The 24,469-nt window shown below is 52.3% G+C and carries 17 protein-coding genes; 9 read left to right on the top strand and 8 right to left on the bottom strand.

Annotation, left to right across the window (positions count from 1 at the left end):
- The first annotated feature begins 75 nt into the window (after nt 1-75).
- From GW579_RS16735 to dcuR, 3 genes are all read left to right on the top strand, one after another.
- Nucleotides 76-393, top strand: coding sequence for an RcnB family protein (locus tag GW579_RS16735; RefSeq protein ID WP_152323881.1), 318 nt, complete (start codon nt 76-78; stop codon nt 391-393).
- A gap of 252 nt (nt 394-645) precedes the next feature.
- A complete protein-coding gene (locus tag GW579_RS16730; RefSeq protein WP_165060354.1) occupies nt 646-2,265 on the top strand; it encodes a sensor histidine kinase in 1,620 nt (539 codons plus the stop codon).
- Nucleotides 2,262-2,981, top strand: coding sequence for a two-component system response regulator DcuR (dcuR, locus tag GW579_RS16725; protein ID WP_165060351.1), 720 nt, complete (start codon nt 2,262-2,264; stop codon nt 2,979-2,981). Before GW579_RS16730 ends, dcuR begins: the two co-directional genes overlap by 4 nt.
- On the opposite strand, the gene GW579_RS16720 is transcribed toward dcuR, so the two are convergent.
- Both GW579_RS16720 and GW579_RS16715 read right to left on the bottom strand, forming a co-directional pair.
- Nucleotides 2,962-3,930 carry an FAD:protein FMN transferase gene (locus tag GW579_RS16720; RefSeq protein WP_165060349.1) on the bottom strand — a complete coding sequence of 323 codons (969 nt, stop codon included), beginning with the start codon at nt 3,928-3,930 and terminating at the stop codon, nt 2,962-2,964. The genes dcuR and GW579_RS16720 overlap by 20 nt on opposite strands.
- Before the next feature lie 167 nt (nt 3,931-4,097).
- Nucleotides 4,098-6,875, bottom strand: a complete 2,778-nt coding sequence (locus tag GW579_RS16715) for a flavocytochrome c (RefSeq protein WP_165060346.1) — start codon at nt 6,873-6,875, stop codon at nt 4,098-4,100.
- 736 nt (nt 6,876-7,611) lie between these two features.
- Here GW579_RS16715 and GW579_RS16710 point away from each other — a divergent pair.
- Nucleotides 7,612-9,123: an anion permease gene (locus GW579_RS16710; RefSeq protein ID WP_165060344.1), complete on the top strand. Its 1,512-nt coding sequence runs from the start codon at nt 7,612-7,614 to the stop codon at nt 9,121-9,123.
- 190 nt (nt 9,124-9,313) lie between these two features.
- Nucleotides 9,314-10,960, top strand: a complete 1,647-nt coding sequence (fumA, locus tag GW579_RS16705; RefSeq protein WP_152323875.1) for a class I fumarate hydratase FumA — start codon at nt 9,314-9,316, stop codon at nt 10,958-10,960.
- 77 nt (nt 10,961-11,037) lie between these two features.
- Here the strand turns inward: fumA and GW579_RS16700 are convergent, their stop codons facing one another.
- Complete coding sequence (locus GW579_RS16700; RefSeq protein WP_152323874.1) at nt 11,038-11,982, bottom strand: AEC family transporter; 945 nt, start codon at nt 11,980-11,982, stop codon at nt 11,038-11,040.
- Between the two features lie 489 nt (nt 11,983-12,471).
- On the opposite strand from GW579_RS16700, the gene GW579_RS16695 reads away from it, so the two are divergent.
- Nucleotides 12,472-14,157 (top strand): NAD-dependent malic enzyme, encoded by a 1,686-nt coding sequence (locus GW579_RS16695; protein ID WP_371819785.1) that lies wholly within the window; start codon nt 12,472-12,474, stop codon nt 14,155-14,157.
- Nucleotides 14,158-14,222: 65 nt separating this feature from the next.
- On the opposite strand, the gene GW579_RS16690 is transcribed toward GW579_RS16695, so the two are convergent.
- The 5 genes from GW579_RS16690 to GW579_RS16670 form a co-directional block, all read right to left on the bottom strand.
- Complete coding sequence (locus GW579_RS16690; RefSeq protein WP_165060340.1) at nt 14,223-14,993, bottom strand: DUF3750 domain-containing protein; 771 nt, start codon at nt 14,991-14,993, stop codon at nt 14,223-14,225.
- Between the two features lie 349 nt (nt 14,994-15,342).
- Nucleotides 15,343-16,323, bottom strand: a complete 981-nt coding sequence (locus tag GW579_RS16685) for a LacI family DNA-binding transcriptional regulator (protein WP_165060338.1) — start codon at nt 16,321-16,323, stop codon at nt 15,343-15,345.
- Nucleotides 16,324-16,433: 110 nt separating this feature from the next.
- On the bottom strand, nt 16,434-17,579 hold the full coding sequence (locus GW579_RS16680) for a Gfo/Idh/MocA family protein (protein WP_165060336.1): 1,146 nt from the start codon (nt 17,577-17,579) through the stop codon (nt 16,434-16,436).
- On the bottom strand, nt 17,572-18,645 hold the full coding sequence (locus GW579_RS16675; RefSeq protein WP_165060334.1) for a sugar phosphate isomerase/epimerase family protein: 1,074 nt from the start codon (nt 18,643-18,645) through the stop codon (nt 17,572-17,574). The genes GW579_RS16680 and GW579_RS16675 overlap by 8 nt, the downstream gene beginning before the upstream one ends.
- Before the next feature lie 13 nt (nt 18,646-18,658).
- Complete coding sequence (locus GW579_RS16670; protein ID WP_165060332.1) at nt 18,659-19,903, bottom strand: MFS transporter; 1,245 nt, start codon at nt 19,901-19,903, stop codon at nt 18,659-18,661.
- Between the two features lie 248 nt (nt 19,904-20,151).
- On the opposite strand from GW579_RS16670, the gene GW579_RS16665 reads away from it, so the two are divergent.
- The 3 genes from GW579_RS16665 (at nt 20,152) to GW579_RS16655 (ending at nt 24,371) form a co-directional block, all read left to right on the top strand.
- Entirely contained in the window at nt 20,152-20,829 is a 678-nt protein-coding gene (locus GW579_RS16665; protein WP_165060330.1) for an SDR family oxidoreductase, read from the top strand.
- Nucleotides 20,830-21,109: 280 nt separating this feature from the next.
- Nucleotides 21,110-22,351, top strand: a complete 1,242-nt coding sequence (locus GW579_RS16660; protein WP_165060328.1) for an MFS transporter — start codon at nt 21,110-21,112, stop codon at nt 22,349-22,351.
- A 289-nt stretch (nt 22,352-22,640) separates the two neighbouring features.
- Nucleotides 22,641-24,371: an ABC-F family ATP-binding cassette domain-containing protein gene (locus GW579_RS16655; protein ID WP_165060326.1), complete on the top strand. Its 1,731-nt coding sequence runs from the start codon at nt 22,641-22,643 to the stop codon at nt 24,369-24,371.
- Nucleotides 24,372-24,469: the final 98 nt, after the last annotated feature.

The raw sequence follows: 24,469 nt of genomic DNA, 5'->3' as shown, positions 1-24,469 counted from the left end.
TTACTGCTCACACAATGGATTGGCGGCATATCACCGAGGCAGGCATTACGTTGATGGTTTTAAACGGGATAATCTATGCGTCATTCTAAAATTTTTATGTTATCGGCTCTGGTTGTTTCTTCCTTGTTGCCACTGGCCAATACAGCGTTCGCTGCGTCAAACTCTCATGAAATCAAATCGTTCTACGATGATTCCAAACTTTACTCGATTGGCGATCAGGTTCCGGCGTTGTACCGCACCAAGCCCTATGAAATCATCGGCTGGCAGGAACGTCATCTTCCTGCGCCGGATGCAGGCACCCACTGGACATATATCGGCGGCAGCTACGCGCTGATCACCGACACTGACGGTAAGATCACTAAAGCCGAAAACGGCGATATCTACTTCCAATAAGACGTTTACGTTCGTGTCTGTAAGGCCTGAAGAGATTCAGGCCTTTTTTCTTTGCAGCATTGGAAGACACGCCGCAAAACGCACTTTAGAAAGTATTAAATAGCGGTAAGATCAAGCGAATAGACTTATCATTATGGCTGAACAGGGTTAGTTCATCGTTCATGCCAGGGTCAGTACATCGGCGCAGGACGTTTAAGGCGAACTATTAATTATCATTCATGAGCATTCTGCTCTTTTCTCTTTGGGGCTCCCATGAGCGACTCGCAGCAACGTCAATCAGTGCGCAAGCACCCCATGAAACTCAGCACTTCCGTGATTCTGATGATCAGTGCAGTGATTGCTTCCGTGCTGCTGGTTGTTCATCTGCTCTATTTTGTCCAGGTCAGCGATACCACGCGTGATGGCGTCAAAGATAAAGCGCTGGCTGTGGCGAGAACGCTGGCGGATTCCCCCGAAGTGAAACACGCCCTTTCACTTTCTCCGGACAGCGGGATAATCCAGCCGATTGCCAGCGCCGTACAAAAGCGTAACGACCTGCTGTTTGTCGTTGTCACAAATATGGACGGCATCCGTTTCTCACACCCGAATACAGATGTGATCAGTCATCATTTTATCGGGGATGACATCAATCCCGCGCTGCTCGGCAACGAAAATGTCTCTATAAATAAAGGGACGCTGGATAAAGCGTTGCGCGTCTTTACGCCGGTGTATGACGATCATCACAAGCAAATCGGCGTTGTCGCCATCGGAATTTCGCTGGTAAAAGTCACCGAGCAAATTAATAAAAGCCGCTGGAGTATTCTCTGGACCGTGCTGTTTGGCATGATGGTTGGCGCACTGGGCACCTGGTTCCTGGTCAAAATGCTGAAACGCATTCTGTTCGGGCTGGAGCCTTATGAGATTTCGACGCTGTTCGAACAGCGCCAGGCGATGCTGCAATCCATCAAAGAAGGTGTGATAGCCGTTGACCAGGACGCACATGTGACGCTCATCAACCAGACCGCCCGCCAGATATTTCAGGAAACCGCCACGGACGTGGAGCCGAATGCGGATTCCCTGCCGCTTATCGCCAACCTGCGCGACGTGCTCAATACCGGCGTTCCGCGCCGTGACGAAGAGATTAACTACAAAGGTCGTTTGCTGCTGAGCAATACCGTGCCGGTGCGCAATAACGGCGGCATTATTGGCGCAATTTGTACCTTCAGGGACAAGACGGAAGTCAGCCAGTTGATGCAGCGCCTGAGTGGCATGGTAAACTATGCCGATGCGCTGCGGGAACGCTCGCATGAGTTTATGAATAAACTCCATGTGATACTGGGTTTGCTGCACATGAAAAGTTACGCGCAACTGGAAGATTACATTCTCAAAACGGCCAATAATTATCAGGCTGAAATCGGATCACTGCTGCTGAAAATCAAGTCTCCGGTCATCGCCGGATTCCTGCTGAGTAAAATTAACCGTGCCTCGGATACCCGGCATTTGCTGACGCTCAGCGACGACAGTCTGTTGCCTGATAACAACAATGAAAATCAGGTCGCGGCGCTGATCACCGTGCTGGGAAATCTGATCGAAAATGCGCTGGATGCGCTTGGTGACCAGCCGGACGGCGAAGTCAGCGTGCTGTTACATTATCAGAATGGCTCGCTGGCCTGCGTTGTCAGTGACGACGGACCGGGGATTACACCGGCGAACGTCGAGGCGATATTTGAGAAAGGTGTTTCATCCAAGGGTGATCAACGGGGTATGGGGTTGTTCCTTGCAAAACAGCAAGTTGAAAGCCTCGGCGGAACCATTAACGTGGAATCCGAACCCGATGTGTATACCCAATTTTTTGTACAACTTCCCTGGGATGGTGAGAGGACAAGTTCTTGATCAATGTGCTGATAGTTGATGATGATGCCATGGTAGCCGAATTGAACCGCTGCTACGTGGGCCAGATTGAAGGCTTCGCGTGCTGCGGTACGGCGTCGACGTTACAACAGGCGAAAGATCTGGTTTTGAATTCAGAACTGTCTATCGACCTGATTTTACTCGATGTGTACATGCAGCAGGACAACGGCCTGGATTTACTACCTGAGCTGCGCGATGCCCGCCGCCCTATCGACGTGATCGTGATTTCATCTGCCGCCGATGCTGAAACCATCAAAAAATCGCTGAATTACGGCGTTGTGGATTATCTGATCAAGCCGTTCCAGTTTTCCCGTTTCGAGGAAGCACTGACGGGCTGGCAGCAGAAAAAAACGCTGATGGATAACCAGCAATATTACGAGCAGTCGGACGTTGACCGGTTAATTCATGGCAATAACCCGGCGGCGGTAGAATCCAAAAAGCTGCCGAAAGGCCTCACGCCACAAACGCTGCGCACGCTGTGCCAGTGGATTGACGAGCATCCGACGATAGAATTCTCCACCGACGAACTCGCCAGTTCAGTGAATATTTCCCGGGTGTCTTGTCGTAAATACCTGATATGGCTGGCACAGATGAACATCCTCTTCACCAGCATTCACTATGGCGTGACAGGCAGGCCAGTTTACCGCTATCGCTTACAGGCCGATCATTACTCGCTGCTTAAGCAATACTGCCAGTAATGTGATACTCCGTGTCCAGCGGCGTGAACGTAAACTGCCGCTGCGACGAGCAGATAATCTGCTGGTCTTTTGTGACAAAAACAGCCTCAATGTGCGGGACATTTTGCAAGTACCTGAGGCTTTTTTTCACGCCCATGCCGTAAAGCAGCGTGGTGTAGATATCACCGTCAATCGAATCATCGGAAATAATTGTCACGCTGAGAAGCTCATTATCCAGCGGATAACCGGTTTTCGGGTCGAGAATATGATGGTAACGCTGGCCGTCTAGCTCGAAATACCGTTCATAAATGCCCGATGTCACCACCGATTTGTTCGTCACGTTTATCACGCCAATCAGCGACTCCGGATCAGAAAATGGCTTTTTCAGGCCAATCGCCCAGGCGCCTTCAGCCCCTGCGCCCAGTGTTTGCACATTGCCACCCAGATTGATGAGCGCCTGAGTCACCTGCTGTTCAAGCAAAAAATCCCGAACCACGTCAGCAATATAGCCTTTGGCAATCGCGCCAAGATCAATTTCCATCCCCGTTTTATGCAGAAAAACGGACTGCGTTCCTTCGTCGAGGATCACGTCATGCGGATCCGTTATCTTCAGCAGCGCCTGTAAGTCAGTGGCAGCAGGCACGGTGTTGCCGCTAAAACCGATTTTCCAGCGCTTCACCAGCGGGCCGATGGTGAAATTAAAACTGCTGTTTTCCTGTACGCTCACGGCTTTCGCCCGGCTGATCAGGTCAAACACCGGTTTGCTGACGGCAACGGCGTGATTGCCAGCCGCATGGTTAACCGACATCACTTCAGATTGCTGGCGGTTAACCGTCAGTTTGTTTTCCTGAAGTTTGATGAGCCGGAAAACGTTGGAGGCCAGAGTTTCATTATGTTCAAACAGCTTGAGAAGAATGGGCGAACCCATTAAAACGGCGGAGTAAGCATAAACACGTTCGTCTGGTGTCATCAGATTTACCCAAAAGCAGGCCTTAAGACCTTAAAGAAGAAATGTGAAAAGCCCGCCCCACAGCGATGCGGGACAGGCTTTACGTTGAACTGAAACCTTAACCTTACGGGTTACAGGCGCTGGCTTAGCGTTGCCAGACTCCGTACAACCGGAAGGAAAACGGTTTTTTATTGCATCGCGTATTTCGCTGCGTTCTGTCCAGCAAGAATACCGAAGATAATGATATCTGCAACGGCATTCCCGCCGATACGGTTGCCCCCGTGGATCCCGCCGACCACTTCACCGGCTGCAAATGCACCGCTGAGCACCTGTTTCTGAGCATCCAGCACGCAGGTATCGGTATTAATGGTTACGCCGCCCATGGTGTGGTGAACCCCCGGCGCGATACGGATTGCGTAAAACGGCCCCTGATTGATCGGATGACGCATCGCCGTTTTACGACCAAATTCAGCATCGTCTTGTTTATCCACCGCAACGTTGTAAGTTTCCAGCGTAGCGAGGAACGCGTCTGACCCCATTTCCAGCTTAGCGGCCAGTTCACGTGGCGTTGCTCCGCTGATAACGAAACCGCGCGCAATATACTCATCCGCGGCTTTGTTGTTTAAACGCACCTGCTCGTCGAAGACCACGTAGGCAAATTTCTCTGGCAGACCGATGATTTTTGCAGAAACTTTGTCGCGTGTTTCCATCTCATTGAAGAAGCGATGTCCCGCCTGACTGACCAGAATCGCGCCGCCGCCACGGATGGCTTCGGAAATCAGATAAGACGTTGTCTGTTCCACGGTGGGGTGAATCTGAATTTCACCCATATCAACGGTACCTGCACCGATTTTTTCCAGAATGGCAATACCGCCACCGGTCGCGCCTTTGTGGTTAGTGGTCACGAAACCGTCCAACTCGGGACGATATTTCACGACCATATCGCGGTTGGCGCTGAAACCACCTGTCGCAACAATCACGCTTCTGGCGTTTACCGTCAGCACTTCGTTTTCATCGTTGAGCAGTTCTACGCCCTGCACCGCGCCGTTGGTGTAACGGATTTCGGTCACAGACGTATCCAGCATCACGTCGATATTGCGTTTGTTGAGGTTTTTCACCAGGCCGCTTATCAGGAAGCCGCCGACTGCGCTTCGGTCTGCCGGACGGTGTGTACGGTCGATGCTCATCCCGCCGGTAATGGTGATATCGCTGAGTTCAATGTTGTGTGTAGCCAGCCATTCGACGGCCTGCGGGGCGCGCTCGATGAATTCTTTCAGCAGTACGGTGTTGTTTTTAAACTGTCCGCCTTTCAGGGTTTCCTGATAGAACAGCTCTTTGCTGTCTTCAATGCCTTTAAGTTTTTGGAAACGGGTTTCCGCGGCGTTCATACCCACGGAGGCTTTGATGGTGTTGCCGCCGATGGTAGACATTTTCTCAACGATCAGCACTTTTGCGCCTTCATCACAGGCCTGAATCGCTGCCGCCAGACCGGCACCGCCGCTGCCAACCACCACCACGTCGTAGTTTTGCGGTTCGGAGAGGTTGCCGCCCTCTTCCAGCAATTGCGCTTTGCAGGATTTCGCTATGGCTTTGGATACCGCTTTCTTCACTGCTTCACTCTGTTCTGTTGCCCCCGTAACGGCGTCAACATGCGGGCTGTTTGCATCCAGAATACGTGTACGGATGATGTCGAAGCTGGTGGTGAATTCCACATCCAGATCCGCACCGGCCTCCAGCACGATGTCAGAGATGCGGTCGGTTTCAAGACTGACGTTAATCGCCAGTTCACGCGCATTGTCTTGCACTTTTTCCTGGAAAATACCGGCTTTGAATTTTTTCGACGTCATGCTCATGTCGCGGATCATCGCGTCAACCAGCGAGAAGCGCCACAGCGGTTCAGGAATGGTCAGGGCTTCGCGCTGTGTGCTATCGATAAACAGCTCGAGTTTCTGATCATTCGCAATACGGTCGGTCCAGTCCGGATAAGCAATGCAGGCTTTACCGATGGCAATCATGTCGTAGCCATGTTCCAGCGCCAGCTCCGCGTCGGCTTTATTCACAATACCGCCCACGCCCATCACCGGGATGGCCGCCAGCACCTCAGAACGCATCGCGACATATTTGTCGATAAGCGGCGTCGGGTCTGTGGTATCGACGATGGAAGGACGCAGCGAATAACCGAGGGAGAAATGAAGATAATCCAGGCCACGCGCCGCCAGCTGTTCGAGCAGGTACATCGTATCAGTGAAGCGAATGCCCGGTTCTTCGAGTTCTTCCGGCGAGAAACGGTAGCCAATAATGAAAGAGGAATCGGCGTATTTCTGCGCTATTTCATGGGTGATATCCAGCACCGCCAGCGGGAAGCGCGCGCGGTTTTCGCGGCTGCCGCCCCATTTGTCGTTACGCTGGTTGGAGTTCGGGGAGAAAAACTGCTGGATAAGGTAAGTATTCGCGCCGTGAATTTCCACGCCGTCGAAACCGGCCTCAATCGCGCGGCGGGTCGCTTCACCAAATTTGGCAATCATGCCATCGACTTCTTCGGCGGTTAACGCGGCCGGGGTTGCTGCACCGTCACGCGGAGCGGCCAGCGCGCTTGGCGCAACCGGCTGCTGTCCGCCAATCAGTTTGGGTTCGCTCATGCGGCCGCCGTGATAAATCTGCAACAGCGCTTTGGAACCCTGAGATTTCACTGCTTCGGCAATTTTCGCCAGCCCGGCAATTTTGCTGTCATTGTCGATACCAATAGCGCCCGGAAATGCGAGGCCTTTATCATCAACAAAACAACATTCCACGATAACGGTGCCGATACTGCCAGCGCGGGCACGGTAATACTCCACCAGTTCGCTGGTGACGGTACCATCATAAAAACCGGTGCAGGTGGTCATGGGTGCCATCAGGAAACGGTTTTTCAGTACGGTACCATTTGGCAGAGTGAACGGACTCAATAGCGGTTGGTTGGTGCTCATAATGATAACTCCAAATTTTAAGTATTAATTTTCTGAATTCTTTACCGGCCGCTATTTGACGAAATATGTGATTATTATTTGTGTTTTTTTTCGATGCCGGTCTGATGCTTTTAATATAGTTTTATTTTTAGTTTCAAAACCTCTTACATTAGTTTATTAACTATTTATCTATTAACTTAATGCCTGTTATATTAAAAATATGTTAACGCTAAAAATAAATAATCACATTCGTGTAAAATACGATCTTATTTGTATTTATATAATCAGATAACTATTACATCCGGGGCCGGCTTTCCCGCAAGAAATCAGAGATTTCGCCTGCCCGCAAGGCCAGAGGCATCCCTAGTTTCAGGCTCATAGATGTGAATGACTCTCATTTATGAATACCTCTGTTTATGCAAGGGTTACATCCGCAAAAATACTCCCATCACCCCCTTCCCGGCAGTTTGATTTAATAGCGTCTCTTCAGGGCATTTATTCATTCTAAAAATTAAACTGCCACCGTATTTTATTGATCAAGATCAACAGTAATAAATAGGGAAAACGCATTATATAAACATTTCCTCCCTCTTAAGGGGAATGACATCTACCAAACACAAATAATAATAACGGGGCAGGTTTTCAATAAGAAACGGGCAACGTTAAATAACTAAAAAAAGCAAAATAACTAAAAAAACACATAAGACATTTTACCTAAGCATCATCACAATATTCCTAACTACCTAAGATAAATATTATGAGCGAAATAACAAAAACTGCGGTGAAAGAGCCAGCGAAAAAAGCCGAATCCGGCAAGAAAAATCGCTGGATCTTTATGTTACTTCCCGTGCTGGTGGCGGTTCTGTTGCTGCTGGTTCCTACTCCTGATGGCCTTGAACCCTACGCATGGCACTTCTTCGCCATTTTTGTCGGTGTCATCGTAGGCCTGATCTTCGAGCCGTTGCCAGGTGCCGTTATCGGCCTGACCGGCGTCGTGGTTATCGCCCTCTTCAGCCAGTGGTTGTTGTTCAGCCCGGCAGAGCTGGCGGATCCGAAATTTAAAATGGCTGCACAGTCCTTTAAATGGGCAGTCAGCGGTTTTGGTAACTCCACGGTCTGGTTAATCTTCGGGGCATTCATGTTTGCCGCGGGCTACGATAAGACCCAGTTTGGCCGCCGTCTGGCGCTGATCCTGGTGAAATATCTCGGTCGCCGCAGCCTGACGCTCGGTTATGCCATCACTTTCGCAGACCTGCTGCTGGCGCCGTTCACACCGTCCAATACCGCACGCAGCGGCGGCACGATCTACCCGATCATTGCCAACCTGCCCCCGCTGTACGGCTCAAAACCTAACGACCCGAGTGCGCGTAAAATCGGTTCTTATCTGATGTGGGTTGCGATCACTGCGGCATGTATCACCAGTTCGATGTTCCTGTCTGCACTGGCACCTAACCTGCTGGCGCTGGGCATCGTGAACAGCGTCACCGGGATCAACATTTCCTGGGGCACCTGGTTCATGGCGTTCCTGCCAGTCGGCTTGCTGTTGCTGCTGACTATGCCGCTGCTGGCCTACTGGTTCTACCCGCCGGAAGTCAAAGTGAATGACGAAGTGCCAAAATGGGCGACTTCTGAACTGGCTAAACTGGGCAGAATGTCCCGCCACGAAATTCTGCTGCTGGTCTTCGTATGCTGTGCGCTGGCGATGTGGATTTTTGCCGCCAGCTTCATTGAGCCGGCAATGGCTGCCCTGCTGGTCGTGGTTCTGATGTTGTGGACCGGCGTGCTGAACTGGAACGATATCACCAGCAACAAACCGGCCTGGAACACCTTTGCCTGGTTCGCCACGCTGGTTGCACTGGCCGACGGCCTGTCCCGTACTGGTTTCATTGCCTGGCTGGGTAAAGAGGGCGCAGCGTTGATGGGCGGAATTTCTCCGGGCGCGGCGACTATCGCCCTGCTGCTGGCGTTCTACCTCTTGCACTATCTTTTTGCCAGCACCACCGCACACACCACCGCACTTTTACCGGCTATGCTGACTATTGGTGCTGCCATTCCGGGCATCAATATGCAGGTGTTCTGTCTGCTGATGGTGACGTCTCTGGGTGTTATGGGGATCATCACACCGTACGGCACTGGCCCGAGTCCGATTTACTACGGGAGTGGTTATCTGCCAACCAAAGATTACTGGCGTCTGGGCACCATCTTCGGTGCAATCTTCCTGGTCGCATTACTGGTTATCGGCTACCCGTGGATGGTGATGATGTTCTGAGGGTGCGCATAAAATCACCCACAAAGCATTAACAGAGCATTTACTGAAATAAAACAGTTAAACCACGTTGCCAGCCTGTGTATTTGGCTGGCAACATACGGAACGAATAGAAACGTCGCCGTGATTTTCCCGTACTCTTCCTGAAAATCGTTGTACCCGTGGCGGCCATAACGGATTAAGTGAGAAAACAATGTCGAATAAACCTTTCTACTATCAGAATCCCTTCCCCGTTTCCAAAGACGAAACCGAATACTATCTGCTGACCAAAGAGCACGTTTCTGTCAGCCAGTTTGACGGTGAAGATGTTTTAAAAGTCGCGCCCGAAGCGCTTACCCTGCTGGCTCAGCACGCATTTCACGATGCTTCTTTCATGCTGCGTCCTGCACATCAGCAACAAGTTGCCGCCATCCTGGATGATCCGGAAGCCAGCGAAAACGACAAATACGTGGCATTGCAGTTCCTGAGAAACTCAGAGATCGCCGCTAAAGGCATTCTGCCAACCTGCCAGGACACCGGCACCGCGATCATCATGGGCAAAAAAGGCCAGCGCGTCTGGACTGGTGGCAATGACGAAGCCAGCCTTTCCCAGGGCGTGTACAACACGTTCATTGAAGATAACCTGCGCTATTCCCAGAATGCTGCGCTGGATATGTACAAAGAAGTGAACACCGGCACCAACCTGCCAGCGCAAATCGATCTCTACAGCGTCGATGGCGACGAGTACAAATTCCTGTGCATCGCCAAGGGCGGGGGTTCAGCGAACAAAACCTATCTTTATCAGGAAACCAAAGCGCTGATCACCCCGGCGAAACTGAAAGGTTATCTGGTTGAGAAAATGCGCACGCTGGGTACAGCGGCCTGCCCTCCGTACCATATCGCGTTTGTTATCGGCGGTACTTCTGCCGAAGCCACGCTGAAAACAGTGAAACTGGCGTCAACACATTACTACGATGGCCTGCCAACTGAAGGCAACGAACACGGTCAGGCGTTCCGCGACGTACAGCTCGAACAGGAATTGCTGGTTGAAGCGAACAATCTGGGCCTCGGCGCACAGTTCGGTGGCAAATACTTTGCTCACGACATCCGCGTCGTCCGTCTGCCACGCCACGGCGCTTCCTGCCCGGTAGGCATGGGCGTTTCCTGCTCCGCTGACCGTAACATCCGCGCGAAAATCAACAAAGACGGTATCTGGATTGAGAAACTGGAAAGCAATCCGGGCAAATATATCCCTGAATCATTGCGTCATGCAGGCGAAGGCGAAGCCGTTAAAGTTGACCTGAACCGTCCGATGAAAGAAATCCTCGCGCAGCTATCTGAATATCCGGTATCAACCCGCCTTTCCCTGAGCGGTACGATTATCGTGGGCCGTGACATTGCGCACGCCAAACTGAAAGAGCGTCTGGATAACGGAGAAGGTTTGCCACAGTACGTTAAAGATCACCCGATTTACTATGCAGGCCCGGCGAAAACGCCAGAAGGTTATGCGTCCGGTTCCCTCGGCCCGACCACCGCAGGCCGTATGGATTCCTACGTAGATCTTCTGCAATCAAACGGCGGCAGCATGATCATGCTGGCAAAAGGCAACCGCAGTCAGCAAGTTACGGATGCGTGTCACAAACATGGCGGCTTCTATCTGGGCAGCATCGGCGGCCCGGCAGCGGTTCTGGCTCAGCAAAGCATCAAGAGCCTGGAATGCGTTGAATATCCTGAATTAGGGATGGAAGCCATCTGGAAAATTGAAGTAGAAAACTTCCCGGCGTTCATCCTGGTGGATGACAAAGGCAACGACTTCTTCCAGCAGATTCAGCAAAACCAATGTGCTAAATGCGTGAAGTAATCGCATTGCAGTAAAATAAAAGGCTCGCCGAAAATGGCGGGCCTTTTTTATCAGCTCAGGTCACTGCATTTCCCGCGCTAAGACATCATAAAAATCACGATCCCTTCGGTCACAATTCCGAGTGCAGTGCCGATGAGAATGGAAGACGACGCGGATTCCACGTAGGTATCGCTGCGCACCGCAAACATTCCGGCGGCAATCGCCGACGGCGTGGCACCGATAATCACCACCTGCTGCATCAGCGTATGGCTCAGCCCAAATGCTATCCCGGCGGCGGCCATGATGGCGGGCTGAATTAAGTTCTTCATCCCGATGTTGGTAAACGTATGGATATTTAGCGTCGGACGTTCGCCGAAGAACAACAGCCCCAGCGCAAATAATGAAATCCCCCCTGCCGTTTTCCCCATCATTTCAACCGAAGATGACAGCAGTTCCGGGATTTTGATCCCCGCCAGACTCATGATGACCCCGAGAACCGGGATCCACACAATCGGGTTTCGCACCGCTTTAAATAGATTGGTCAGAATCATTTTGCCCAAACTACCCTGCCCGGTCAGTTCACTGTCTTTATCCCCCATGCGGATCAGAACGATCGTCAGCGGGATCATCAGTACGCTGGTGATCAGGTTGCCGACCAGCACGCCGAGAAAACCTTCCGGCCCGATAAGCACGGCCAGAACCGGCGCGCCGAAATACGCCATATCCGGAAACGCACAAACCAGCGACTGAATGGCGCTGGTTTTTATGTCGTGCCGGAACAGAAACCGCGAGATGCACAATGTCAGAAGATAAGATCCCATCAGGCCAATCACCAGCACAGCCATAAAGGATAAATTCTGTATTTTGGAAGGATCGGTATGTAATGCGCCGATAAAAAGATGTAATGGCAAAGCAAAACGAATCACCACGGTGGCTAATACCGTTGCATCGTCCCGTTTCATATAACCGAGCTTCCCGCTCAGCCAGCCTAAAACCATAACAAAAACCAAAGGAAATAAAGAGGATAAGAGTAAAGTTGGCATAATCAGACCTTTATCTTTTTTATTGTTAATTGAAGGAAGAAAAATAAAACCGCTAGCCTTTATATTATTTTCACTTAGAGGTAATTGTGATAGTGCTCACATCTGTTTATCGGATAAGAATAACAATAATTACTTAATTATAAATTGCATAAAATTCAATGCGTTACATTAATATCAATTATTTAACTTAAGTTCAGAGTCATTTTATTACTTACGTTGAATTATTCTGAAATATCCAACAACACACTGACGTCTTTCATCACTAAGTAAGTATTTAAATGCTTTTGTAATTTGTGTAACCAGAACCCTCCTCACTCGCGTGATATAAAAAAAAGACAATAATAAATACTATTTCCGGCTGCTGTGCGCCATTGTCTTTATTTCCCATTCACTCCAATTCGATTGTTTATAGGATTTTACTGCGAGGGATCCTGAGGCGAAGAAATAACGCCCGGGGAAATCACTGAGTACAAACTCTAAGGCTTAATGATGTTAAAAAAACGCCCACTCTACACGCATTACACCGGTTCGCTGTTACTCGAAAATCCGCTGCTGAACAAAGGGTCGGCCTTCAGCCGCGAAGAACGTCTCGCGCTTAATCTGAATGGATTGCTGCCAAATCAGGTTGAAACCATCAGCGAACAGACCGACCGTGCATACACTCAATTCTCTGAATTCAAACGTGATATCTCCAAACACGTCTATCTGCGCAATATCCAGGACACCAACGAAACACTCTTCTATAACCTGGTGAATTCTCATCTGGAAGAAATGCTACCGATCATTTACACCCCGACCGTTGGCGAAGCCTGCGAGCATTTCTCTGATATCTACCGCCGGGCGAGAGGGTTGTTTATCTCCTACCCAGACCGCGACCACATTGATGAAATGCTGCAAAACTTCTCCAAGAATGACATCCGGGTGATCGTCGTCACCGACGGCGAACGCATTCTGGGGCTGGGCGATCAGGGCATCGGCGGGATGGGTATTCCTATCGGTAAACTGTCGTTATATACCTCCTGCGGCGGGATCAACCCGGCCAATACGTTGCCGATCATGCTCGACGTCGGCACCAATAATGCGCAGCGCCTCGATGATCCGCTGTATATGGGCTGGCGCCACCCGCGCATTACTGACGGTGAATACAATGAATTCATGGATATGTTCATTCAGGCGGTAAAAACACGCTGGCCGGACGTATTACTTCAGTTCGAGGATTTCGCGCAAACCAACGCGATGCCCTTGCTGGAGCGTTATCGCGAAGAGCTTTGCTGCTTCAATGATGATATTCAGGGCACCGCCGCTGTCACGCTGGGCTGCCTGATTGCCGCCAGCCATGCCGCCGGAACGCAACTGCGCGACCAGCGCGTCACTTTCCTTGGCGCGGGTTCTGCCGGCTGCGGTATCGCAGAAAAAATTGTTGCGCAGATGATTGCCGAAGGCGCTACGGAAGATGAAGCGCGCAGCCAGGTCTTTATGGTGGATCGCTTTGGCCTGCTGACGGATGACATGCCGAACGTGCTCGGTTTCCAGCGCAAGCTGGTCACGCGCAAAGCCAACATTGCCCACTGGAAAGTCGATGCACAAAATATCTCTTTACAGGATGTTGTGCACAACTCCAAACCGACAATACTGATTGGCGTTTCCGGGCAACCGGGGCTATTCACAGAAGAAATCATCCGTGAAATGCACCACAATTGTCACCATCCGATCATCATGCCGCTGTCGAATCCGACATCGCGCGCTGAAGCCCGCCCGCAGGATGTGATTGCGTGGACAGAAGGCGCCGCGCTGATGGCCACCGGCAGCCCGTTTGCCCCTGTGCATTATCAGGACCGCACCTACCCGATCCCGCAATGTAACAATGCGTATATCTTTCCCGGTTTAGGTTTAGGGATCCTGGCCGCCAAAGCGCGTCGCGTTACTGATGGAATGTTACTGGCCGCCAGTCAGGCGCTGGCGAGCTTATCTCCGCTGGCAACCACCGGTAAAGGTTCGCTGTTACCGGCTATTGCCGATATTCAGCACGTGTCGAAAGTGATTGCCGCCGAAGTCGCCCGTGTGGCGCAGCAGGAAGGTGTGGCGCCGGAAATATCGCAAGAGACACTGCAAAATCGTCTTGATACTGAATTTTGGAAGCCAGAATACCGTTCTTACAAGCATTCATCGTTCTGATCATTTTGTCTGGCCGGAGAGATACCGGCCATTTTTAATTCTGAAGTACATCCGGGGAATAAACGCTAAAGCCCGGCATTTTGCGGATTATCAAAACCAACGCGCCCTACAAACGGCAAACGCAGCGCCGGATTTTTGAAATCAATCCCCAGATTCAGCCCTAACACATTCACTTCAACACCTTCTTCAACGCCAAGCGTGACACCCAAAAGCCCCAGCACTGAAACCTGCACGCCACGCCCGGAAGGTGGCAAACCGATCGGGTTTGTGATGCCGCGATAATCTTTGCCAATGGCGTTAGACGGCATATCAAGTTGGAGATCCGGCACTTCGCGGCCAATGTGCGCCATAAATGTGTTGCTGTTGGGCCCCGGCCACGCGTGATAGGTATGCGGATACGGATAACGTTTAATCGCCGCGACAATATTGGGGATCATCGCTTCTGCCTGAGCCCCGCGATGATCGACCAGTAATTTGGGCTTTGACCCAAACCAGTGACCGTCAGGGAGGGCATAATTGCGGCGAACAACGTCCGTGCTGCCCCAGCTAATGACGTCATAACGTGTATACGCCGTTTCGCCTTCACGTTTAAAAATAATCCACGGATGTACCGCCACCAGCCCGCGCCAGCCATAGGTCGGCGCGGCATATATCTGGATAATTGCAGTACTGCGTAGTCTGACCGGATCCGGCGCAATACCCGCAGAATCACGACGCGCCGTCGCCCAGTTCTGACTGGCAGGCTCTGTTTTAGTGTGCGACGCCCTGGCATAACTGTAACCAAAGGACAGCAACAAAATTCCTACAAAACATAGAATTATCCATTTAACGGCCATTTTTTCACTCACTCTTGTCAGCCATTTCGAAAGAACAACAGTACGCATTCATTACAAGGCTGGCAACGTGAAAGTCTGGCCCTTTGGGAATCCTGATTTGTGAGCGCCCTCACACTCCTGATCATCATCCTACCTATGTTTTGTAATCGATTACAAAAAGAAAGGGAATAAGTATGCTTTTAAAATCTCACCTCTCAGGCGGATTGTTAGTGTTGTGTTCTCTGGCCGCTTTGCCTGTACACGCTGCGAAACCGGCCTGCGATAAACCACTTCCTACAAAAACCTGAGTAAAGCGCTGTCAGCAACAGAGAAATAATGGAAATGCCCGCCTCGCTGCGGGCAATTTCACTCAGGCACTCGCGCGTACAATAAAATGCCAGTCCATCATCAGGCGTTCTGCCGGAGATTCGGGGTTATCGATTTTTTTAATCAGTAAGGAAACCGCCTGCCGGCCAATATCGCGCGAGGGTTGTTGGATGGTCGTGAGCTGCGGAGAAACCATTTCGGCCAGTTCGGTGCCATCAAAGCCAATGACCGCAATATCCTGCGGAACCTTCAGCCCGGTGTCCCCGATAGCACGCATCGCGCCTGCGGCCAGCGTGTCGGAGACGGCAAACACACCATCAGGTTGTTCTGCGGCTTGCAGCAATTTTTCCATCGCCGCTTTTCCCGCGCTAAAACTCAGCTCGCTGGCATATTCAATGGCTTCATAACCGAGCTCTTGTTCCTGCATCACCGTTTTGTACCCCTGTTCTCGCAGCCGGGCATATTTGTAGCTCAGGTCGTGGTTGATAAGTGCAATACGACGACAACCGCGGGCAATCAGATGCCGGATGGCAAACTCGGAGGCGTCGGTGTCACTGATCCCGACGCAGGAAACGTCCCCCGTATCCGCGTATTCGGCGCACTGCACCCACGGCGTCTGACCGATCATACTCGTCAGTTCGGGGAGTTTGGAAAAGGCATCCATGGTGATAATGCCGTCGACCATTTTGCCGGAAAGCAGACCGAGGCTGGACTTAGAGCGTTCGATGTCGGAGCCGGAATTGCACAAAAGAATACGGTAGCCGTTCTTTTCGGCTTCTTCTTCAATGCCTTTCACAACATCAGCACAAAACGGATTGGCGATATTCGAGACCATCACCAGGATCATTGAGCTTCTGGACGTTCTCAACTGGCGGGCCATTAAATTGGGCTGGTAGTTACTTTCCCTGATCGCTTCCAGTACACGTTCGCGGTTTTTGCTTTTGACGGAATCGCTGTTATTGAGTACACGCGATACCGTTGCCACCGAGACACCGGCCAGTTTGGCAATTTTCTGAATCGACATAACGACAACACATCCTGCGGTCTGCTCTTTTTTGCCAGAGGCTACCACAGATCGGAGATGGCATGAATGGAAGCCCGGCGTTATCTGTGCGCCGGGCGTGAAGAAAGGACTTAAACCCTTACCCAGCGCTGCTGCCGGTGACTTTGCAAAATGGCATCGACAACGGACATCACGCGGGCGCCTTCATAAAAAGTGGCAAACGGGCTGTGATCTTTGGCCGGTGGACGCCCTTCCCTGACGGCAGTATAAAACTGCAACATCATGTTCCTGAACGCATCCGGCCAGCCTTCAATGTGCCCGCCGGGAAATTGCGCGCTGTGAACCACATCGGCATTCATCAAACCCGGATCGTCCGTTAACAACTGATTCGGCTGCGCGCGCTGCCCTACCCAAAGTTGCTGCGGTATTTCCTGATCCCAGGCCACTGACGCCCCGCTGCCGTTCACTTCGAAACTCAGCCGGTTTTTACGGCCTGCGCTGACCTGCGAAACATGGAAACAGCCTTTACTGCCGTCATCAAACCGCAGCAGTACAAATCCCATATCTTCGGTTGTGACCGGCCGGTCTTCATAATGCGTCTCAGCCTCTTTGGCGGCAAACGTTGAATTGCCCTGCACGGTAGCTTTACGCGTGGGCCAGACGATAGAGAGATCGGCCATCACTTCGGTGATGCGTTTGCCGGTGACAAACTGAAGCGTATCACACCAGTGCGAACCGATATCCGCGATGGCCCGCGAAGCGCCGCCCTGAGCCGCATCAACGCGCCAGTTATAGTCCGTTTCCAGCAACATCCAGTCCTGCAAATAACTGCCGTGCGCCGAAAATAACTTCCCGAGTTGCCCCTGACGCACCATGCTCGCGGCCTGCTGAACCATCGCGAATTGCCGGTAGACAAAACTCACGCCGTGAACGACACCCGCGTTTTCTGCCATTGCCACCAGCTCCTGCGCCTCCTCCGGCGTCATGCACAAAGGTTTTTCGCTGAAGACGTGTTTCCCGGCGCGAAGGATCTTGCGGTTAATCTCCGCATGCAGATGGTTCGGCGTGCAGTTATGCACCACGTCCAGGCCGGGATGTGCCAGCAACGCGTCGGTATCACTGTACGCATGCGGGACATTCAGCTGTCCGGCTTTTTTCTGCGCGGCCTCAAAAGGCGTATCACACAACGCGACCACATTGACAAATCCCAGCCGTCGTAACGCTTCGAGGTGCGCAGGGCCGATAAAACCGGTGCCGATAATGCCGACATTAATCATGAAAAACATCTCCGCCCAGGCCGAGCATCCGGCGTGCCTGCTGGCGGTCATTCTGGCCAGCAGCAAAATCATCAAACGCCCGTTCTGAAACCGGAATGATGTGACGACGGATAAACTCACTGCCTTCACGCGCGCCGGTTTCAGCGTTTTTCAGGCAGCACTCCCATTCCAATACTGCCCAGCCGGAATAATCGTATTGCGACAATTTGCTGAAAATGCTTTTGAAATCAATATCGCCATCGCCGGGCGAGCGAAAACGCCCCGGTCTGTCAGCCCAGTTCTGATAACCGCCGTAAACACCGCTCTGGCCGCTGGCGGCGAATTCCGCGTCTTTCACATGGAAGGCTTTGATACGGTCATGATAGCGGTCGATGAAGTCCAGATAATCCATATGCTGAAGCCGCAGATGGCTGGGGTCGAAGAGAATATTGCAGCGGGGATGGTGATTGACGAGCGCCAGAAAACGCCCGAACGTCACGCCGTCATGCAAATCTTCGCCCGGATGAATTTCAAAACATACATCCACACCGTGCTGATCAAAACAGTCCAGAACGGGCAGCCAGCGCTGCGCTAATGTGGTAAACGCCTCTTCCAGCAAGACCGCATTATGCGGCGGCCACGGATAAAAATACGGCCAGGCCAGCGAGCCTGAAAACGTCGCGTGCGCCGTCAGCCCGAGTTTTTCAGAAGCTGCCGCCGCCTGTTTTAACGCCTGCGTCGCCCACGCCTGACGCGCTGAAGGGTTTCCGCGCACCGCTTCCGGTGCAAAATTATCAAACGCCAGATCATACGCCGGATGCACGGCCAGCAGTTGTCCTTCGAGATGGGTAGAAAGCTCGCTGATCACCAGCCCGTGCCGCGCCAGCGTGGCGGTAATTTCGTCACAATACGCCTGACTGGTTGCCGCTTTCGGCAAATCAAAAATGTGCGGATGGTTGCACGGGATCTGCAACGCTTTATAGCCCAGCGCCGCGGCCCATTCCGCCAGGCCTTCTAAGGTGTTAAACGGGGCTTCAGCCCCGATGAACTGCGACAAAAAAATGCCCGGTCCTTTAATGGTTTTCATTGCACCTCCTGAGTTACTCAACACGCTCTTTCTCGTCATATCTGAACGAGAAGAGGAAAATTAATGCGATAACCGCAGCGGAAATCGCCGGGATCCACCAGAACGTCACCCACGCCTGCGGCACGGTTTGCCCGGCGACCAGACGGTTATAAAGCGCACCGGAAATCTGCGACCCCAGCAACATACCGATGCCGTAGGTGAACATGACGATCATGCTCTGCGCCTGACCTTTCACTTTTTCCCCCGCCACACGGTCGGTGTAAATAAACCCGACCACAAAGAAGAAGTCGTAGCAGACGCCGTGCAGCAAAATCCCGATATAGAGCAGAAAACGCCCTTCCTCGCTGACGCCCAGCGCAAAGAAGGCATAACGGACAAACCAGGCGAGCATGCCAATCAGCAGCATGTATTTCACGCCCAGACGGCGGAACAGCAGCGGGATCACCAGCATGAAGAAGATTTCTGACATCTGGCCGAAGGACATTGCGGTACTGACATCCGCTATACCGGTATCCGCCAGATACGACGCGGTGTACGCGTAGTACGTCCCGAGCGGCACAGAGATCAACATGGCGCAGAGCGAGAACACAAAGAAATGACGGGTTTTCAGCAGTGCAAAGGCATCAGCACAAAACAGATCGCGCAGTGCAAACGGGAGGCCTTTTGCGGGGGCGGGGGTATGTGGCAACGTCAGGCTGTAAGCCGCGAGCACCACGGAGCACACCGCGGCGATCGAGAAGATACTGACGCTCGCCGAGACGCCGGTCACGCCGATAAAAATCCCTGCCACAATCCAGCCAATCGTGCCGAAAACGCGCACCACCGGGAAACTTTTATCGATGTTTTTCAGGCTGTGGAAAGAGATGTTGTTGGTCAGCGCCAGCGTCGGCATGTAGCAGAGCGTGTAACCGAACAACAACGTGATGAGCAACGTACCGTTTTCTGCGATCAGCGCCTGCGGCACAAACCACAAGATCACCGCGCCCGCCAGATGCATTACCGCCATCACTTTTTGTGAGGGGAAGAAACGGTCGACAAGCATCCCGAGCACAAACGGCGATAAAATTGACGCGATCGGCCCTGCCGAGAAAGCATCGCCGATCAGCAGTGACATGTTGTGATGCGCCATCACCAGCCCCAGCGTCACCGACCAGCTTCCCCAGATAAAGAACTGTAAAAACATCATCAGTGATAAACGCGGCACCAGAAAACGGTGCCGGATATGACTTTTTTCATGGCTTTCTAATGCTGACATCATTTTCGCCTCACAAAAAGTAATCGATTACAAAACGTGTTTTAGGAAAAGTAATCGATTACAAAATTATTATCCCGCGCTTCATCGCAAATTTGCGAGAAAGCTCACGATAAAAAATCCCGTCAGGAAAATCGGACTCCAGCCCATTGTTGCCAGCGGCGGGCTGTCCCATACTGAAACTCACGCTATGAGGTTTTACAGGTTTAATGAAAACTATAAATTAACGTTACGCATTGAATAAAAGGATGAATATGACTGACTCTAAAAAAGCATTGATCATCGGCGCTTCACGCGGTATCGGTTTAGGTGTGGTGGACGTTCTGGCAAAACGTGGCTGGCAGGTCACGGCGACAACGCGGGCTGCCGTTCCGGCCAAAAGTCCGTCTTCGGTTGAATGGGTCAAACTGGACATCAATAAATCCGAAGCGCGGGAAGCGGTTAAAGACGCACTTTCCGAAAGCCGTTTTGATCTGATTTTTGTGAATGCGGGCGTATTTGGCCCTGACCATCAGGACATTCATCAGGCATCCGATGAAGAAATTTTACAGCTGCTTCTCACTAATGCCATTTCCCCTGTCCGCACCGCGGCTGAATTCCTTCCGCTGCTCAACCACCGCACCGGCGTGCTGGCGCTGATGACTTCTGAGCTTTCCAGCCTCAATGAGAATGAAGTCGCCACCTATCCGCTGTATTCCGCCAGTAAAGCCGCGCTGAATATGCTGACCCGCGGGTTGCAGGAAGCGACTGAGAAACAGGAACTGACGCTGTTGTCCGTCCATCCGGGTTGGGTGAAAACGGATATGGGCGGCGAAGATGCCACGCTGACCGTAGAAGAAAGCGCCACCGGGATTGCCGATCAGTTCGACGCATTCCGCGGCAAAGGCGGCCATCACTTTGTGGAATATTCCGGCCGTAAACTGCGCTGGTAAATTTGCAGTTCCGCGCTTGCTGACGGCCTCACCCGAGGCCGTTTTTAATTCTAAAACACAACCGTAATCCCCTCCCCGCGAACTCCATTCCTTCTTCACAATATGACGGCAGACTCCGTTATATGAAGATTTGCTGAACCTTTTGTGATGTTTCTCTTTTATGGTAAAACTAGCCGGTCGGTTGGTTGTTAATAATTTGTACACACAATAATTGCCGGGCTAACTTATTCCAAAATAAGGCTCAGACGCGGCGTATAAACGTTTTTTTCAGGGATTTATCATGCCTCCTGCTTCCTCAGCGGATTCAGATTCACTGTTACAACATCGTTCATTTGTGGCGTTCTGGATAGCGCGCGCCGCGTCCAGCTTTGGTTTTCAGATGCTTTCCATTGTGGTGAGCTGGCAAATCTATTCCATCACCGGCCGGGCGTTTGATCTCGGGCTGATCGGGCTGGTGCAGTTTTTCCCCTCTGTCGCACTGGCGCTGGTCGCCGGGCACGTCGCCGACCAGTTTGATCGCCGCCGCGTCGTCTTGCTCGGGCAAATCGTCGAATGGCTGGCGATTGGCGCGCTGGCCGGGTTATCGCTCACGCATCACGTTAATGAAGTGATTGTGCTCGGGCTGATTTTCATTATTTCGACCGCCAAAGCGATGGAAGCGCCGTCGTTGCAATCGATGCTTCCGGCCCTGGTTCCGCCGCATTTACTGGCACGCGCGATGGCGGCAAACAGCGTTTCCGGCCAGGCGGCGGCGATGGTTGGCCCGGCATTGGGCGGTTTTTTGTATGTCGCCGGGGCGGGCGTGGCTTATTCGGTCTGCGCCGTGCTGTATCTGCTGTCGATCCTGATGGTCAGTCGTTTACGCTATGAACAGGCACCTCCTCGCCGTGTTCCTGCCACGTTCAAAACCCTGTTTGCAGGCATCAGTTTTATCCGTAACCGGCCGGACGTTCTGGGCGTGATTTCGCTGGATTTGTTTGCCGTACTGCTGGGCGGCGCGACGGCCCTGTTGCCGATTTTCGCTCACGATATTCTGCACACCGGCCCGTGGGGTTTGGGCTTGCTGCGCGGCGCGCCTGCAGTCGGCGGGTTAATCGTCGGATTCTGGCTGAGCCATCGTGCACTGAAACGCAATGTCGGGATGACTATGTTTACGGCGGTGGCCGGTTTTGGCGTCGCGACGTTAGTTTTCGCCTTCTCAACGTCGTTGTGGCTTTCCATGCTCGCACTCTTTGCACTCGGCGGTTTCGACATGATCAGCATGGTCATTCGGGGCGCGCTGGTTCAGCTGGACACGCCGGACGATATGCGCGGCCGCGTCAGCGCCGTGAATTCCATTTTCATCAATACCTCCAATCAGCTTGGCGAGTTTGAGTCGGGTTTACTGGCTGCCTGGGTCGGTGCAGTGCCCGCTGCGGCGATTGGCGGCGTCGGTACGCTGATCGTGGTGGGATTATGGATGACCTGGTTCCCGGCCTTGCGTAAACGGCAGAAGCTGGAAAATGATACGGTGACACCGTAACGCTTTGCGGGGTTTCCGGGACTGGAACAATTTGGAAATCCCCAATATAATCCGTTCATTCATTCACTAACTGAATACATAAGGAGGATTGCCATGCTGACCCGTGAAGTTTTTTTAATTTCACTCGTCCTTAGCGATCGTCACTGCTCAGGCGTTACCGGTATCGTGCTGCGATAACCTGCTTGAGCGAAGCTAACTGACAATCTGAGAACTTCCCTCCGGCTTACCGGTTATCGTCGGCTTTATTGACGAGAGGCATTTTTTTGCCTGTAAAACTTGAGTAAGCACCATGACATTATTATCTGCACAATCCTTATCCTTCGATAATTCCTTCGGCCCTTTGCTGACGGAAATTTCTTTCGGCCTGAAAAAAGGCGACCGCATCGGGCTTATCGGTCATAACGGCTGCGGGAAAAGTACCCTCCTGAAAATCCTCAACGGCGAACTGGCGGCGACATCCGGCCAGCTGACGCTGGCGACCCAGTGCATTATGGCGACGGTAGAACAACATCTTCCGGCCGCATTGCAAGATGCGACGCTGATTGATGCGGTGCAAAACCATTTACCCGGCAGCCTTCATCAGCCGGAAAGCTGGCAGGCCGAAGTGCTGCTCGCCACGCTGGGCTTTTGGGAAAAAACCTGGAGTCTGGCCGCAGGTACGCTCAGCGGCGGGCAACATACGCGGCTTATGCTGGCACGTGCGCTGGTCCGGCAACCTGATTTACTGCTGCTCGATGAACCGAGTAACCATCTCGATCTGCCCACGTTGCTGTGGCTTGAACAGTTCCTGCAAAACTGGGGCGGCAGCTTTGTGCTGGTTTCCCACGACCTCAGCCTGCTGGACAGCGTAACCAACTGCACCTGGATCCTGCGCGACAAAACGCTGCAATTTATCCGTCTCCCCTGTACGCAGGCGCGTCAGGCGCTGGCCGAAAAAGATGCGGCGGACGCATTACGACGCAGAGCCGAGCAAAAGGAGATCGACCGTGTCACTAAAAGCGCCAAACGGCTGGCCGTCTGGGGCAGTATTTACGACAACGAAGGTCTGGCGCGCAAGGCCAAAAAAATGGAAAAACAGGTCGACCGGATGAGGGAAGAACAAACCGATGTCACCGCGGGCAATCAGTGGCAGTTGCGGCTGAGCGGAGAAGCCTTACCGGCGGATCGCGTACTGGCGCTTTCTGCCTTACAGATCCGGCCCGTCGCGGATGCGCCGGTCTTGTTTGAACTTGGCGAACTGCGGGTGAAAAGCGGCGACCGTATCGCGCTGGCAGGCCGCAACGGCTGCGGAAAATCATCGCTGCTGCACCATCTATGGCAGGCTTACAGTCAGCCGGAAACCACCGCTGAGGGCGTGATGTTTCATCCCAAAGTGCGTACGGGCTATTACGATCAGAGCCTGCGGCAACTACAGGATGAGGATTCGCTGTCAGATGCGCTGGCACATTTTGCGCCGCTGACCGAAGAACAGCGAAAAATGGCGCTGATCGGTGCTGGTTTTCCGTATCTCCGCCATCAGCAAAAAGTCAGCACGCTGAGCGGCGGCGAGCGTTCGCGGTTGCTGTTTACCGGTCTGATGCTGGCGAATTACTCGCTGTTGCTGCTCGATGAGCCGACCAACCATCTGGACATGGAAGGTAAAGAGGAGCTGGCAGAAACGCTGAAAAACTTCAGCGGCGCGGTATTGCTGGTTTCTCATGACCGGACGCTGATTGCGCAAAGCTGCAACCGCTTCTGGCTTATTCATCAGCAACGGCTGGAGGAATGGCACAGTCTCGCGCCGGTCTGCGCGATCCTCGCCGATATTCCGGTGGCGAATACCCTGGCTGCGGAAAAACCACAGGTGGCTACATCTGCGGTTCCCGAAACCGAAGAGGAGCACTGGCTGGCGACGCTGCTGGAGCTGGAAAGTAAACTGGAAGAAGATCTGGCGCGAAAGCCCAGACATCAGAAACCGGAATTACAACGCCAGTGGCAACAGCAAATCGCCGAACTGAATGCCTTACTGGAACTGAGCTAACGTTTAAATATTTCCCCTTTAAGGCCGCAGAAATGCGGCCTTTTTTCGTGCAAGCCTGTCGTTTTTACCCGCGTCGGTTATGCTTAAAAATCAGAAAT

The organism is Rahnella contaminans, from assembly GCF_011065485.1.
GTDB classification, from domain to species: Bacteria; Pseudomonadota; Gammaproteobacteria; order Enterobacterales; family Enterobacteriaceae; genus Rahnella; species Rahnella contaminans.
This window is presented reverse-complemented; position numbering and strand designations above follow the sequence as displayed.